At 53.1% G+C, this 11985-nt stretch carries 12 protein-coding genes; 3 read left to right on the top strand and 9 right to left on the bottom strand.

Annotation, left to right across the window (positions count from 1 at the left end; all coding sequences use genetic code 11):
• Window positions 1-127: 127 nt before the first annotated feature.
• The 3 genes from H6G21_RS12245 to H6G21_RS12235 form a co-directional block, all read right to left on the bottom strand.
• Complete coding sequence (locus H6G21_RS12245; protein ID WP_190573691.1) at window positions 128-463, bottom strand: carbon dioxide-concentrating mechanism protein CcmK; 336 nt, start codon at window positions 461-463, stop codon at window positions 128-130.
• 23 nt (window positions 464-486) lie between these two features.
• Window positions 487-843 carry a carbon dioxide-concentrating mechanism protein CcmK gene (locus H6G21_RS12240; RefSeq protein WP_190573690.1) on the bottom strand — a complete coding sequence of 119 codons (357 nt, stop codon included), beginning with the start codon at window positions 841-843 and terminating at the stop codon, window positions 487-489.
• Window positions 844-912: 69 nt separating this feature from the next.
• A complete protein-coding gene (locus H6G21_RS12235) occupies window positions 913-1224 on the bottom strand; it encodes a carbon dioxide-concentrating mechanism protein CcmK (protein WP_190573770.1) in 312 nt (103 codons plus the stop codon).
• A 236-nt stretch (window positions 1225-1460) separates the two neighbouring features.
• Here H6G21_RS12235 and H6G21_RS12230 point away from each other — a divergent pair, with 236 nt between their 5' ends.
• Window positions 1461-2012 (top strand): hypothetical protein, encoded by a 552-nt coding sequence (locus tag H6G21_RS12230; protein WP_190573689.1) that lies wholly within the window; start codon window positions 1461-1463, stop codon window positions 2010-2012.
• A gap of 72 nt (window positions 2013-2084) precedes the next feature.
• Here the strand turns inward: H6G21_RS12230 and H6G21_RS12225 are convergent, their stop codons facing one another.
• The 3 genes from H6G21_RS12225 to H6G21_RS12215 form a co-directional block, all read right to left on the bottom strand.
• Window positions 2085-2237 carry a hypothetical protein gene (locus H6G21_RS12225; protein ID WP_190573688.1) on the bottom strand — a complete coding sequence of 51 codons (153 nt, stop codon included), beginning with the start codon at window positions 2235-2237 and terminating at the stop codon, window positions 2085-2087.
• Window positions 2238-2245: 8 nt separating this feature from the next.
• A complete protein-coding gene (locus H6G21_RS12220) occupies window positions 2246-3349 on the bottom strand; it encodes a glycosyltransferase family 4 protein (protein ID WP_190573687.1) in 1104 nt (367 codons plus the stop codon).
• 321 nt (window positions 3350-3670) lie between these two features.
• A complete protein-coding gene (locus H6G21_RS12215; RefSeq protein WP_190573686.1) occupies window positions 3671-3955 on the bottom strand; it encodes a DUF2470 domain-containing protein in 285 nt (94 codons plus the stop codon).
• A gap of 267 nt (window positions 3956-4222) precedes the next feature.
• Here H6G21_RS12215 and H6G21_RS12210 point away from each other — a divergent pair, with 267 nt between their 5' ends.
• A complete protein-coding gene (locus H6G21_RS12210) occupies window positions 4223-5338 on the top strand; it encodes a TPM domain-containing protein (protein WP_190573685.1) in 1116 nt (371 codons plus the stop codon).
• A 61-nt stretch (window positions 5339-5399) separates the two neighbouring features.
• On the top strand, window positions 5400-6923 hold the full coding sequence (locus H6G21_RS12205) for an FAD-dependent oxidoreductase (RefSeq protein ID WP_190573684.1): 1524 nt from the start codon (window positions 5400-5402) through the stop codon (window positions 6921-6923).
• A gap of 34 nt (window positions 6924-6957) precedes the next feature.
• On the opposite strand, the gene H6G21_RS12200 is transcribed toward H6G21_RS12205, so the two are convergent.
• From H6G21_RS12200 to H6G21_RS12190, 3 genes are read right to left on the bottom strand one after another with little or no spacing between them, the layout of a single operon-like run.
• A complete protein-coding gene (locus H6G21_RS12200; protein ID WP_242041791.1) occupies window positions 6958-9024 on the bottom strand; it encodes a response regulator in 2067 nt (688 codons plus the stop codon).
• Window positions 8970-9431 carry a response regulator gene (locus H6G21_RS12195; protein WP_190573683.1) on the bottom strand — a complete coding sequence of 154 codons (462 nt, stop codon included), beginning with the start codon at window positions 9429-9431 and terminating at the stop codon, window positions 8970-8972. Before H6G21_RS12195 ends, H6G21_RS12200 begins: the two co-directional genes overlap by 55 nt.
• Window positions 9391-11709 carry an ATP-binding protein gene (locus H6G21_RS12190; protein ID WP_190573682.1) on the bottom strand — a complete coding sequence of 773 codons (2319 nt, stop codon included), beginning with the start codon at window positions 11707-11709 and terminating at the stop codon, window positions 9391-9393. Before H6G21_RS12190 ends, H6G21_RS12195 begins: the two co-directional genes overlap by 41 nt.
• Between the last annotated feature and the right edge of the window lie 276 nt (window positions 11710-11985).

Below are 11985 nucleotides of genomic sequence, written 5' to 3'. Positions count from 1 at the left end.
ACAAAAAAACCTAACTCCTCGCTTCAAGCAAGCAAGGAATTAGGAAACTGAACTTTCGAGGAGATCTGAAAGGAATCAAACTTTAGGGGACTCGAAACACCCTCAAGACCTAGGAAAACCCATCATCCTAGAACGTTCCAAACCCCTCCACATTCCGCCGGAAACCTTCAACCTTATCGTTGTACTTAATACTCAGCACCGCCTCCACATTCTCATGGGGACGTGGAATCACGACCCAGGTCACCAAATGGGCACCCGGCGTATTTTGCGCTGCTTCGACTCCCGCTTCCATGGCCCGTGCCACCTCCGACACGTCCCCACGGATGTTAATCGTAAACCGCGCACTCCCAGCCCGGACATAGCTCACCAGCGTCACCCGGCCCGCCTTCACCATCGCATCGGACGCCGCCAGAACCCCCGGCCACCCGATCGTCTCTAAAGACCCAACAGCTTTTTGGCTCATGATTGCTTTAACTCCAGCCCAGCTTAGGACGATTGCTGCTGACTCTGCCGAATCAGACTGTAGCCATTCACCGCCTGCCGGAACTCTTCCACCGCCTCGGTGTACTCAATATCCATCACCGCTTCTACGTTTTCGTGGGGCCGGGGAATGATTACCCAGGTTTCCAACACGCCGCCAGGGGTCGTCTCAACCGCAGCAATGCCCGCTTCCATGGCCCGCTTCACTTCCGACACATCCCCGCGAATATTCACCGCAAACCGGGCACTTCCCGCCTTGACATAGCTCACCAACGTCACCCGCCCTGCCTTAATCATCGCATCCGCAGCAGCGAGAATAGCGGGGAACCCCTTCGTCTCCAGTGATCCAACGGCCTGTGGCATAACCAACTCCTAAAAAAATCCTTCCAATTCAGCGTTCCAGTTCAACTCCCGCGTCCAAAATCCGTAGACCTAGATGCGGAAAGGTTCAGCAGCAGCCGTATAGAAAATCGGCAACACCGCTTCAATATTATCCGGGGGATTGGGGATGATTACGTGGGTTACCACTTCCGCATCACCGGGCATCTTCTCCACCGTTTCCAGCCCCGCCTCGATCGCCGATCGCACCTCAGAAATGGGGCCACGAATCGAGACCATATAGCGACCGCTGGCACAGCTTTCGTAGTTGACCAACGCCACTCGACCCGCCTTCAGCATGGCATCCGACGCTGCCAAGACAGCCGGATAGCCCACAGTTTCAATCATTCCAACGGCCATTGCCATGAGACGACGCTCCCGCGCAACGATAGATTGCAAGGTACAGCTTGACCTGCAATAGATCAATATATCGCGAATAGGAACGAATCATAGACAGTCCTTATGTTTTCGTTTCTGAACAATGGCATAAGCAAATATTAAGTCTCTGCTAGGTTCCCAGGGATTCCCCAGGCCACCGCTGTAGATCCAGAAGGGAAGCAATCCTCTGCAAGTCGCCCCTACAAATTTCTTGGAGTCATTCTATGCGTCAGGCTTTCGTGGGAACGATCGTGGGTTTATGTCTCTTACCCGTAGGAATTGCGATCGCTCAGCCCCCTAAACAGTCCCCTAAACTGACCGAAGCCTCGCAAGTGGGCACCAATGGTCTCGGCCCGGTACTGGTCGGCATGACCGTCGCCGAAGCCGAAAAAGCCGCCGGACGGAAATTCAACACCGACAAAGAAGGCCCTGCGGGTATGACCTGCCTCTACAGCCAACCCCAAGGGCTCCCTGGCATTGGGTTCATGGTGGTGGATGGCAGAATTGCCCGCATTGACGTGTGGAGCAACCGCAAAATCACAACCTTTCGCGGCGCAAAAATTGGCGACAGCGAAGCCCGGATCAAACAGCTCTACGGCAAGCAAATCCAGGTACAGCAGCACGAATATGATCCCAAAGGTCATTACCTAGTCTTCGTCCCCAAGGATAAAGCCGATCGCAACTTCCGCGTTGTCTTTGAAACCGACGGCCAAAAAGTCACCCGTTTCCGATCGGGCAAGCTCCCAGAAGTGGAATACGTCGAAGGTTGTGCCTAACCCCACGTAAATTCGATGGGAGTTCGACAACGACAGTGTCTCTCACAAATCCCCTGTACTGGGACAGAAAATTCACTTGGGTGTCGGGGGAGTAGAGTCCCCTGCCATGGCAGGGGGCAAGGTGGTTTCTCTGACGCTCTGCCAGAGTAAACTGCCTTGAGGGGAGAAGTTCCCCGATCTTCGCTGCGCAGCAGCCCCGACGATCGCGCTACACCACGCACTCACGTTAACTCCTATCCTTGCGCCAGTAATTCTGCTAATCGCGCCTGTAATGCCGATCGATCGAACAAATGCAACACCTTCTCCCGCAGCATCGCACCATTACAGCGCGGATCTTGCCCCGCTAACATCTCACAACAGGCGATCGCCACGGCCTCCGGATCGCGATAGGGGACGCGCCAGCCCAAATGCCCATCCTGTAAGGGATCCGCCGATCCGTCCCCATCCCCCGACAGCACCGGAACCCCGCAGGCCATCGCCTCCAAATAGACAATGCCAAACCCTTCCTGGGACGGCATCACGTAGATATCCGCCAAGTTGTAATGCTGGGGTAATTCTGCCGTGGGCACAAACCCCGCAAACACGACCCGATCGGCCACGCCCAATTCCGCTGCCAACTGCGCCAACCTGGGCTGGTCATCCCCCCGCCCAATCACTAAATATTTGACATCGGGATACTGCGCCAAAATCTTCGGCAAGGCTCGAATCGTCACATCGACGCCCTTGTAGGGATCCCCTGACCACAGCCGCGCCACCGTCATCATGACCCGATGGTTTGCTAAACCGTATTGCTCCAGCCACGATCGCTGCGGCTCCATCGGTCGAAATGTCTGCCCATCCACTGCACAGTAGAGAAACTCCACCCGATCGGGCTGCACACCATTGGCCGCACAGAGGCGATCGCGGGAATAGCGGCTAATCGTCCAGACCCGATCGGCGGTTTGCAAAGCCTTTTGTTTTGGGGGGGGTAACGGTTCCCAGACTTCCTTCCCGTAGGTCAAGATCGTCAACGGAATCCCCAACGCTTGGCACAACGGCGAAATTAACGGTGCAAGATGAATGTGACCACAGAACACCCGCTGCGGACGACAACGGATTAAATACGCTAAAAATTGCACCGCCAGCCGCAGCCGTCCCAAACTCGCAGGCTTTGTTTTCAGGTAATGGAAGCGCAGGCGATCGCTGGCAAAGGGATTCTCCACCTCCGGCCCATCCCGCAGCAAAAAGACATCCGCTGGCACCGCCCCAGGATAGGCCCGCAAAATATCGCGCACGTAGGACTGAATGCCGCCTTCACAGCTCAGAATTTCCAAAAAGACAAAGGCATAGCGTTGCATAGGACGACCAGCAAAAAACGTGGGGCAGGATGGAACCCTCTCAGGATACCCACTCCCACCCCAGAACTCGCGTTAATGTGGATTCAACGGCTGCTATTTGTCCCTCACAAATTCCCTGTGCTTGGACGCAGGATTCACTTTCGGGGGGTGTCGGGGGAGTAGAGTCCCCTGCCATGTCAGGGGGCAAGGTGGTTTCTCTGACGCTCTGCCAGAGTAAACTGCCTTGAGGGGAGAAGTTCCCCGATCTTCGCTGCGCAGCAGCCCCGACGATCGCGCAACTCACGAGTTCCTCCAATCGCTATCCCGTTAGACAAATATCTCCTATCCCTTCTGCCGCGCCTGCTTAATCATGGCAATCAACGTTTGGTGCGCATCTTCCGAATCCGCCAAAGTATGGTCAAAGGCCACCCGCACAGCCTGTTCCTGACCATCCACCTCCGCACTGATGTCCATGCCCTCGGGATCGATCGCTAACATTTTGGCAGCGGTGGCCTCGGACGCATTACCAAACACCTTGGCGTAGATCAGTACCGCATCGGCATGATCATCATTCATGTGGGCACAGATTCGATCGCTAATTGCAGGGGTAATCACATCTCCAGCCATCTCATTTCTCCTTATCTCGCTCTTTGTGATGATACCAGAGCCCTCTACTGACTGGCAGCCTATTGAGAAAAACTGTCAAAATTTAGGGCAAATTAGTAGGGATCCTTAATGCTGTGTTTTGCAGAGTACTTACTTTTTTCGCGGAATCTTGGGTAACCCTGCATTAGTTACTCCTAGCCTCGAATTATTTAAAAGCAGCCATATTGTTTAAAAACAACCAGCCTTCTCTGAAACCCAATCCATCTTCTTTCGTGAGCATGGGCCTTTATGCAGAAATCAATCCTTCAATCGTGTCTGGGCTTGATGGTCATCAGCGTACTCTGGCTGGGAATCCTACCGCCTAGCTTCGCTATTCCCATTCACGAAGTTCCCAATCCTCGCAAACTCCATAGCGGCTGGGTGACCGATGCCGCCGATCTGCTTACTCCTGCCACCGAAGCCCAACTCAACCAGGCTGCGACGGCCTTAGAAGCCAAAAACGGGAGCGAAATTGCGATCGTCACTGTTCCCGATACTCAACCGAGTCGATCGCCCAAAGCCTTTGCCACCGAACTGTTCAACACCTGGGGCATCGGCAAAAAACAAGCGAATAATGGAGTACTGTTTTTAATTTCCAATGCCGATCGACGGGTGGAAGTGGAAGTGGGGCGGGGTTTGCAAACGGTACTGCCCGATCGCGCGGTCACGGAGTTATTGGCGCAAACAGTGGCACCTCAGTTCCGTCAGGGGAATTTCAACCAAGGCACGATCGACGGAGTGCAGGCTATTTTGACTCGGTTGGAACAGAGCAATCCCGAATCCGGCAGGGTGATTGCTGATCGATCGGAGCCAGTTACTTCTGACCGATCGGAGATTGTTGGCGGTATGTTTGCATTTTGCATTGTCTCCGGTGGCGCATTGTTATGGGTCTCCCGCAGACGGCAACAGGCCCAGCCGCAACAGGCCGAGCCGCCCAGCATCTCCACTCCAATTGCCACGCCCACTCCAATTGCCACGCCCACTCCAATTGCCACTCCCCCCCTAGCCGTCAGTGCCCCACCCCCTCAAAAAAATAAGGCCCAGAAAACGAAAAAAAGCCGTAAAAAGAAAGCGAAAAAATATCAAGGTAAGAAATCGAATCACAAAAGTTCCCATAGCTCCAGCGATAACAGTAGTTGGGATACTAGCCAACACAATTCCTGGAATGCTAATGGGAATAATTACTCTCGTTCAAATGATTATAGTCCCAACGATTATAGTTACAGTGACTATAGCTCCAGCAGCTCCAACAGCTCCAGCGATTACAGCTCTAGCGACTATAGCTCCAGCAGTTCCAGCGATTACAGCTCCAGTGATTTCGGTGGAGGCAGTAGCGACGGTGGGGGTGGCGGCTGCGATTGGTAGAAACTCCAATCCTCTGCTAGCCTGAAGGGGTTGGCATTCACGGATGGGTTTGGGACGGGGTATGGTTGGAGCAGGGCACACTGGAACGGGCGGACAGGGCAAAGGTGGACAGGGCAAAAAGGTTGTGGTTGTCGGAGCGGGCTGGGCGGGCCTAGGAGCCACCTACCACCTGGCTAAACAGGGCTACGACGTGACCTTACTGGAAGCGGGAGCCTATCCCGGTGGCCTAGTGGCGGGTTGGAAAACGCCGGGGGGCCGATCGGTGGAAGCGGGTATCCATGGCTTTTGGTACCCCTACAACAACATCTTCGCCCTGGTGAAAGAACTGGGCCTCGATCCCTTCACCCCCTGGACCCGATCGCACCAATATTCCCCCGCTGGCTTGGAAGTGACCTCGCCCATTTTCCAGCACATGCCCCGCCTGCCCATGCCCTTGGGAACCTTTGTTTACACGCAATTTGAACGCTTGCCCCTGTGGGATCGGCTGACGGCCTTACCCCTGCTATACGCGATCGTCGATTTTGACAATTCCGACGAAGCTTGGCAACGCTACGACAAAATGACCGCGCGGGAATTGTTCCAACAATATGGCGTCTCGGAACGGCTGTATAAAGATGCCTTTGAAGCGATGCTGCTGGTGGGACTGTTTGCACCGGGGGAGCAATGTTCCGCTGCGGCCACCCTGGGAATGCTCTACTACTTCATCCTGGCCCACCAAGCGGACTTTGATGTAGTGTGGTGTCGAGGCACGGTGGGCGATCGCATCTTTCAACCCTGGGTCGATAAAATCAAAGCCCTCGGCGGCAAAGTTCTGACCCAGAAACGGGTGAGTGATTTAGAGTTAGATCCTCGAACGCAGCAAGTGAAAACCGTAATTTGCGGTGGCGAGCGGTTTGAGGCCGATGCAGTGATTTTTGCAGTTGGCATCTCGGGTATGCAAAAAATCATTGCCAATAGCAAAACCCTAGCGCAGTTTGCAGAGTTTCGCGATGTGATGAACCTAGGGTCGATCGATGTGTTGGCGACGCGCCTGTGGTTCGATCGGAAAATTCCTGTGCCGCTGCCGTCCAATGCCTGTTTCGGCTTCACCCCCACCACCGGCTGGACATTTTTTGATCTCAATGCGCTGCACGATGAATTCCGGGACGAACCCGGTACCGTGATTGAAGCGGACTTTTACCATGCCAATCAGTTTTTGCCCATGGACGATCGGGCCATTGTCGATCGGGTGCATCAGGATTTGATTACCTGTATTCCAGACTTCCAGGCCGCAAAAGTTGTGGACTACAGCGTCGTGCGCCTGCCCAAAGCCGTTACCCATTTCTCCCCCGGCAGTTACCAATACATGTTGCGCGGCACCACCAGCCTACCTAACCTATATATGAGCGGCGATTGGATTATTACTCAACACGGCTCTTGGTCCCAGGAAAAAGCCTACGTCACGGGGTTGGAAGCGGCCAATGCGGTGATTCAGCAATGGGGCGGACAAGCTGCACCGATTATTCCCGTAGAAGCCGATGAACCGCATATTCAGGTTTTACGATCGCTCAATCGCCAAGCCAGAACCTGGTTACCTCGGTTCTGATGGTTCAATCCGAGGTGTGATTCATAACTGACTTTCACACCGTAGCCTGAAGCGATCGCTGTAATGCACTCAATAGCATTTCTGTTGTGAATGGCTTCGGGATAAATTCCTGGAAGCCTGCTGCTTCTGCTTGGGATACGACCTCAGTGGAATGCAAGCCACTCATTAAAATAGCTGGAATGTGGGGGGTTAACTGTCTCAATACATCAAGGGTTGATAAACCGTCCATCCCAGGCATCATCATATCCAGAAAGACACACCGAATGTCCGTCAGATAGGTGTGGAATAACTCGATCGCGATCTTGCTAGAGGTTGCGGTTAAAACTTGGTAGTTATGCACCGTTAAAATATTGCGAATGCTTTCGCAAATCGTTGCTTCATCATCCACCACTAAAATTAATTCTTGCTGCCCCAATCCCGTAAATTCAGGATTTTTGGGCGGAATGGGTTCAGACTCACAGACTGGTAAAAAGACTTGGAACTGGCTGCCCTGACCCACCTCACTCTGCACTACAATAAATCCACCATGGCTTTTGACAATGCCCAGCACCGCTGACAGACCTAAGCCGGTTCCTTGGCCAATGTCCTTCGTGGTAAAAAACGGATCGAAAATACGATGCAAAATCTCCGGAGCCATGCCGGTGCCCGTATCCGCGATCGTCACCACCACGTAATTTCCCACCTCCGCATCCAAATGCAAGCGCGCGATCGCCTCATCGACCTGCTGATTATCCACTGAGATCCTCAACAGGCCACCCTGGGGCATGGCATCCCGCGCATTGACACAGAGATTCATAAATACCTGATGCAACTGGGTACTGTCGGCATAGACAGGCCAGAGATCCGAGTTGATCTGGGCTTGAACCTCGATCGTTTTGGGCAATGTCTGTTGAATAATTTGAATAATCTCCTTGAGCAAATAACTGACCTGGAGAATGCCCCGCTGCCCTTCCATACCACGGGTAAAGGACAGAATTTGTTTCACCAAGTCTGAACCCCGATGGGCACTGTTTTCCAGCAAGGACAGGAGTTGCAAATTCCGCGCATCGAGATTCGGTAACTTGATCGGCAACAGTTGCGCCACTGCCAACACAGGGGTCAAAATATTATTAATGTCATGGGCAATGCCACTGGCTAGCGTTCCTAAACTTTCCAACCGTTGTGCCTTGAGGAACTGGGCTTCCAGTTGCTTCTTTTCCGTAATGTCAATGTGAACGCCAATCATCCGGCAAGGATTCCCCGATCGGGCCGCAAACACCTGGCTTTTAGCGGCAATCCAGCGAATCTCCCCCTGGGGGGTCAAAATTCGAAATTCAATATCTAAGGCTTGTTCCCGTTGTACGGCTTGCCAAAATTCCTGGTGTACCTGGTCTCGATCGTCGGGGTGTAAAGTTTGTAGCCAATCTTCGTAGCAATTACGGAATTGATCCACTGGATAGCCGTACAGCATTTCCAGTTCCGGACTCCAGGTAATCTGATTTGAGGCAATTTGCCATTCAAACGTCCCAATTTTTCCCGCTTTTTGAGCCAGTTCCAAGCGTTCTTGAATATTTTGTCGTTCTGTGATTTCCTGAATTAGGGATGCATTGGCGGTGGCGAGTTCTGCGGTGCGTTCCTGGACTCGCAATTCCAAACTTTCATTGACTTCCCGCAGGGCTTCCTGGGCCTGTTTGCGTTCGATCGCGTAACACAAAGCCCGCACGAGCAAATCCTGATTGACCGTGCGTTTGACTAAGTAATCCTGCGCCCCCCGCCGGACCGCTTCTAGGGCTAACTCATCATCGTTGGTATTCGTGAGGACGACGATCGGCAACTTCGACGCCCGCTGGGTCAACGCATCCAAGGAACTTAACCCCTGACTATCCGGCAGGGTCAAGTCCAGCAAAACAATATCAAACGTGGCCGTTGCCAGTTGTTGGATGCCTTCACTTAAGCGTTGCCTATGGCAGAGGTGAAACCGTTGCACCACGCTACCCTTGAGGAATTCCTGGAGCAGACGGGCCTCCGCCAAATTATCCTCAATCAATAGCACAGTGACATCCATTTTCACGCGGGCTCGATCGCCGTTGGCCTGGATGGAAGCGTTGCCGTCTCTAACCAAAATTCCTCAATCCCCCGCACAATTTTAAAAAGTTGACTGAGGTTACGGGACTTGGAAATATAGCAATTGACGTGGAGATCATAGCTATGGGTAATGTCCTCCTCATTGCGCGAAGTGGTTAAGACCACGACGGGAATATGCATCAGATGGGGATCGGATTTGATTTCCGCCAAAACCTCTCGCCCATCCTTACGGGGCAAATTCAGATCCAACAGAATTAAATCGGGGCAGAGGGCACCCTGGAATGCCCCCGCTTGCCGCAAATAGTCCATCGCCTCCATGCCATCCCGCACTACGAAAATTTCGCAGGGCGTGGTGGTGTTTTTCAGGGCTTCCTGAATCAGACGAATATCCGCTCGATTATCCTCAACCAAAAGGATAATTTTGCTTCCGTTGGGCGTTGGCATGATGGCGATCGCGTCCTCCTACGGGAATCGTGAAATAGAAGGTGGCCCCTTGGCCCAGTTGGGAGTCTACCCAAATGCGGCCCCGGTGGCATTCCACAATCTTTTTGCAGATGGCCAATCCCATGCCCGATCCGGCGTATTCATCCCGCGTATGCAGCCGTTGGAAGATGACGAAAATGCGATCGCTAAATTGGGGATCAATGCCAATGCCATTATCTTGCACGGAGAACAGCCACTCCTCCTCCTGCCGTTCTGCGGTAATGTGAATCCGTGGCGAGACGTGGGGCTTGCGGAATTTGATCGCGTTGCCGATCAGGTTTTGGAACATCTGCATTAGCTGAGTGCCATCGGCGACGATCGTGGGCATGGCATCGTAGGTGATGACGGCATCGGTTTCACTAATGCGGCTGCGCAGGTTGCTCAGGGCTTGGTTCAGCGACGTTTCTACCTGGGTTAACTGCCATTCCACCCCCTTCAAATCCACCTTGGAATAGGCCAAGACATCATCAATCAGCGTTTGCATCAGGCTCACCCCTTCCACCGCGAAATCAATGAATTCCTTGGCATCCTGATCCAGTTGCTGGTCATAACGCATTTCCAGCAGTTGCACATAATTGGCCACCTGGTTCAGCGGTTCCTGCAAGTCATGGGAAGCCACGTAGGCAAACTTTTTCAGTTCTGCGTTCGATCGCTCCAAATCCTGGGCCAACAGCGCTAATTCTTCCGCCTGCCGCAGGACGATATTGACGATCGCCTTTTTCAATTCCAAAACCGCTTTCACTTCGATCGCTTGCCAAGGGAGCGACTTGAGATGCACCGTTTCCTTCCACAGATCAAAGGACTTGCGGGGACAGAGACGGAGATCGCTGCCCGATTGCTGCAATTCATAGGCTTGGTTAGGATTGCCGCCCCAGTTCACGGTTTGCAGCACCTCTGGCCGGAACCACAGCACGTAACTGCGTTTGGAAATCGCGATCGCCAACAGACCGCTGGCCACGTCCTTAAACCGTTCCCCATCGGTGTAGAGCAACGGCAGGGAGTCGGTGTAAAACACGTCTTCTTCAATGTTTTTACCGAGCCATTTGCCCAGGTAGCTCAGTTCTTCCTCGGCGGGAGTTTGGCCGATCGTCGTCCAGCGGCCATTGAAATAGATGGCTGCACCCGTTGCATTCACCAGATCGAGCAGATTGGGTTCCTGCTGTACCAGACCCGCAATGAAGTGCTCGGCTTCAGACATTTGTTCAATCAACGCTGACTGCACCTGTGCCAGTTGGGTGCGGTAGAGGTAGTCCGCTTCTTCTTCCCGCGTCGCAATTTCTGAGAAAATCACCCGACCTAAAAATTCGCAGGCTTTCCGTAGTTCATAGGGCACGGGTTTTGCGGTGCGGTGGTGGCAGGCAATCAGTCCCCAGAGTTTTTGATCCTTCATTAGGGAAATGGTCAAGGATGCGCCCACGCCCATGTTGTGCAGGTATTCGCGGTGGCAACTGTAGGCGCTGCGCAGGATGGATTGGGTGAGGTCGGTGGGTTGATGGGTAACGGGATTTTGGGCGGGATAGAGGTCGATCGGTGCTGCTTGGCTGTCGGGGATCACCCGAATCCAGTTGGAGACGAAGAGTTTGCGGGCGGGTTTGGGGATGTCGGATTCCGGGAAATGCAAGCCCATGTAGGATTCCATTTCAGCTAGCTTAGCTTCCGCGACGACTTCCCCATGGCCATCATCGTCAAATTTGTACAGCATGACCCGATCGAAGTCCGTGACGTTGCGAACCTCCTGGACAATGATTTGATAGAACGCTTTGAGATTCGCGGTGGTTTCCAGTTGGTTAATGGAAGCCCGCGCCAAGTGGTAAAAGCTCAAAAACGGAATGTTATTTTGGGACAGTGCTGGCTCCAGTTCCGCCACTAAAAAGCCATCGGCACTGCGATGGAACACGGCATCGAAGACACTGTACTGATCCCCAGCTAGCCGCACCCAAATTTTGGTGGGATTAATAAAGTCCAGATTTTGATAGGACAGTCCCTGCCGCAGTCGATCGATTTGGAAGGAATCCAGGAGGTCATCCAGCGGTTGACCCAACAGTTGTTCCGGGGTGATCCCCAAGAGTCGGGAGGCATTGCGACTGACTTGCAGCACCGTTAGCTCCGGCTCTTGCAGCACCAGCAGCACACCATGGGGCTGAATTTGCGTCAGGATGTGAATGGAAGGCTGTTTGAGATGGGTGAGATTAATTTCTTCTGTCGCTAAGGAATGAACGTTAAAAGGAAGACTGGTCATGGTTTACACTACCCAACGTAGAGATGTAGACAAGGGAAGGAACCGTCAAGACGGGTAAGCACTACGGTACAAATGATGCGACGATCATGACGGGATAATCACGAGGCGATATATCGGTGGTGCGAGATGCCCCCACTTCAACCCGCTCTAATCTAATCTATTGACTTACTCTAATTGTTCTCTAATCGTTTACTAACTCCAATTCTGGATGAAGTGATTGGCCTCAACGTAATTGGCCTCAACGTAATTGGCCTCAACGTAATTGGCTGAGAAGCC

This window comes from Alkalinema sp. FACHB-956 (assembly GCF_014697025.1).
GTDB lineage: Bacteria > Cyanobacteriota > Cyanobacteriia > Leptolyngbyales > Leptolyngbyaceae > Alkalinema.
Note: the sequence above shows the minus strand (reverse complement) of the source record. Positions and strands in the feature narration are given on the sequence as shown.

What these genes read in the sequence shown, in the direction of transcription:
- H6G21_RS12245 (WP_190573691.1), bottom strand. Translation starts at nt 463, where the DNA reads ATGAGCCAAAAAGCTGTTGGGTCTTTAGAGACGATCGGGTGGCCGGGG.
- H6G21_RS12240 (WP_190573690.1), bottom strand. Translation starts at nt 843, where the DNA reads ATGCCACAGGCCGTTGGATCACTGGAGACGAAGGGGTTCCCCGCTATT.
- H6G21_RS12235 (WP_190573770.1), bottom strand. Translation starts at nt 1,224, where the DNA reads ATGGCAATGGCCGTTGGAATGATTGAAACTGTGGGCTATCCGGCTGTC.
- H6G21_RS12230 (WP_190573689.1), top strand. Translation starts at nt 1,461, where the DNA reads ATGCGTCAGGCTTTCGTGGGAACGATCGTGGGTTTATGTCTCTTACCC.
- H6G21_RS12220 (WP_190573687.1), bottom strand. Translation starts at nt 3,349, where the DNA reads ATGCAACGCTATGCCTTTGTCTTTTTGGAAATTCTGAGCTGTGAAGGC.
- H6G21_RS12215 (WP_190573686.1), bottom strand. Translation starts at nt 3,955, where the DNA reads ATGGCTGGAGATGTGATTACCCCTGCAATTAGCGATCGAATCTGTGCC.
- H6G21_RS12210 (WP_190573685.1), top strand. Translation starts at nt 4,223, where the DNA reads ATGCAGAAATCAATCCTTCAATCGTGTCTGGGCTTGATGGTCATCAGC.
- H6G21_RS12205 (WP_190573684.1), top strand. Translation starts at nt 5,400, where the DNA reads ATGGTTGGAGCAGGGCACACTGGAACGGGCGGACAGGGCAAAGGTGGA.
- H6G21_RS12195 (WP_190573683.1), bottom strand. Translation starts at nt 9,431, where the DNA reads ATGCCAACGCCCAACGGAAGCAAAATTATCCTTTTGGTTGAGGATAAT.
- H6G21_RS12190 (WP_190573682.1), bottom strand. Translation starts at nt 11,709, where the DNA reads ATGACCAGTCTTCCTTTTAACGTTCATTCCTTAGCGACAGAAGAAATT.